This is a genomic window from Methanospirillum sp., from assembly GCF_035560735.1.
Taxonomy (GTDB): Archaea; Halobacteriota; Methanomicrobia; order Methanomicrobiales; family Methanospirillaceae; genus Methanospirillum.
Genome location: NZ_DATMYY010000214.1, coordinates 1 through 2,012 on the forward strand (window position 1 = coordinate 1; position 2,012 = coordinate 2,012).

At 45.5% G+C, this 2,012-nt stretch carries 3 protein-coding genes; all 3 read left to right on the forward strand.

Going from position 1 to position 2,012, the window contains the following annotated elements; all coding sequences use genetic code 11:
* The coding region (locus tag VN429_RS06335; RefSeq protein ID WP_325631065.1) for a nitrite/sulfite reductase domain-containing protein at positions 1-679 on the forward strand (679 nt) is incomplete at its 5' end.
* 8 nt (positions 680-687) lie between these two features.
* Positions 688-1,026 (forward strand): cupin domain-containing protein, encoded by a 339-nt coding sequence (locus tag VN429_RS06340; protein WP_325631067.1) that lies wholly within the window; start codon positions 688-690, stop codon positions 1,024-1,026.
* 93 nt (positions 1,027-1,119) lie between these two features.
* Complete coding sequence (locus VN429_RS06345) at positions 1,120-1,935, forward strand: helix-turn-helix transcriptional regulator (protein ID WP_325631070.1); 816 nt, start codon at positions 1,120-1,122, stop codon at positions 1,933-1,935.
* The last annotated feature ends 77 nt before the right edge of the window (positions 1,936-2,012 follow it).

A 2,012-nucleotide genomic window follows, 5' to 3' on the forward strand; every position in this document is an offset into this window, starting at 1 on the left:
ATCAGGAACCACCGGTGCTATTCCTCAACGTGATGGGAAAGGGTACGCGATTATGACTCATATTCCAGCAGGGATGACGACTCCTGAAGATCTTGAACGTATCGCCGCCATTGCAAAGAAGTATCATGTCCCGATCATGAAGATCACCTCTGGGCAACGGATCATCCTTGCCGGAATCTCTGCAGACGATGTTCCAAAGGTGTTTGAGGATCTCGGACCATTGGCAAAGCCGGAGATACGGCCAGGAGTAAAATTTGTCCAGGCATGTCTTGGAACCGAGATGTGCAGATATGGTTCCCAGGACTCTATCGCCCTTGCAGCGCAGATAGAAAAGCGACTGAAGACTGAAGAATTTCCTGCAAAGGTGAAGATCGGGGTATCCGGATGCCAACGATGCTGCAGTGAAAGTCAGATAAGGGATATTGGGATTGTCGGGACTTCCCGGGGATGGATGATCTTTTTTGGCGGAAATGGTGGGACAAAACCCCGGATTGGCGATCTTATCGCCTGGAATCTTTCATCTGATGAAGTGGTTGACTGTGTAGTTCGGCTACTTGAATATTATCGGACCCATGCCAACCGGAGGGAGCGTACAGCAAGGTTCATGGAGCGAAAGGGTATTAATGCATTGAAGGAAGAACTGCTCTCCCTGATTCCTTACATTCCCCTGGAGAATTAGTGAAGATTATGAAGATTACTGATGTCGCAAATGTAGTATCAGGACCTAATCCGCATCATGTGGATGCCCGGAAGGTGTATGATACAGATAATGCCATAGCGGTTGTGATCACCCTTCAGCCAGGTGAATCGCTGAAAAAACACATCACCCCGGTTGATGTCTTCTTCTATGTTCTTGAAGGAACCGGCATTGTGGAGATTGGGAACGAGAAGGCAACCTGTACAAAGGATATGTTAATTGAAAGTCCGGCAAGGATTCCTCACCGGTGGCTGAATGAGAGTGATTCTGTCTTCAGGGTTCTCGTGGTGAAGGTGCCAAAGCCTAAAGAAGAGACAAAACTGCTGTGATTCTTTTTGGCATACCTGGCAGATCTTTTTTTCCTATCATCTATCAGACCGTGACTCTTATAGGTGAGTCTGATCTATACACTCACGTGAAATATGATCTCCCCTCTATTCGCCTATAATGATATCAGGCTTGGGCTTGAATCCATCTTCAGGTCACGACTGCAGATGCAAATCCTTCTCTCTCTGGGTGAGGGATGCAAGACCCTTTCTGATCTGCGTACGATCACCGGTTCCTCCTCTCAGGCGATTATTCCAAGAATCCGAGCACTTGAAAAACGTTCGTTTATATCAGCCCAGAAATATCAGTACTGTCTGACCCCGCTCGGTAGAATATTCGAAGCGAAAATCAATGAGATTACCAGACTCTTTTCTCTTCTGACTAACCACGATACTTTCTGGCAGGAACACTATCTTGAAGGAATACCGGAGCAGTCCATCAAAGAGATGAGTGATCTCTACAACTCACAGATCATTGCTGATACTTCTGTTGAGATATTTCAGGTGTATGCACATTATCAGACCGCGATTGAAAAAGCAAAACGAATTCACTGGATATCTTCGATGATCAGCCCTGGTCATCTCCAATATGTAATTTCGCAGGTGATTGAGGGTGTACCTGTAGAGATGATTATCACTGCGGAGGTTGAAATGCAACTCCGTGCCGAACCATATGCTTCACAACTGTCACAGATGAGGGCCTGTTCGAACTATATCCAATATATCTCAGACAACCCATTGAAGTTCGGACTCATGGTTACAGATACCGAACTAATCCTTGGATTATACAAACAGGATATGACGACGTTTGATGCTTCTTCGCATTTTACAAGTCATGATTCACAGGCATTGTCATGGGGTGAGCGTGTTTTCACCCATTTCAGGAGCACTTCACGGGCATGTTCTCTTTAAGATTCATCGCTCCGTTGAATCTTCGCTTCAGAAATTAATGTAAGAATTCACAAAGATAAAGGATCTTATGCCTTTAT

Excerpts from the sequence above, each read along its gene's own strand:
- VN429_RS06340 (WP_325631067.1), top strand. The coding sequence starts at position 688 with ATGAAGATTACTGATGTCGCAAATGTAGTATCAGGACCTAATCCGCAT.
- VN429_RS06345 (WP_325631070.1), top strand. The coding sequence starts at position 1,120 with ATGATCTCCCCTCTATTCGCCTATAATGATATCAGGCTTGGGCTTGAA.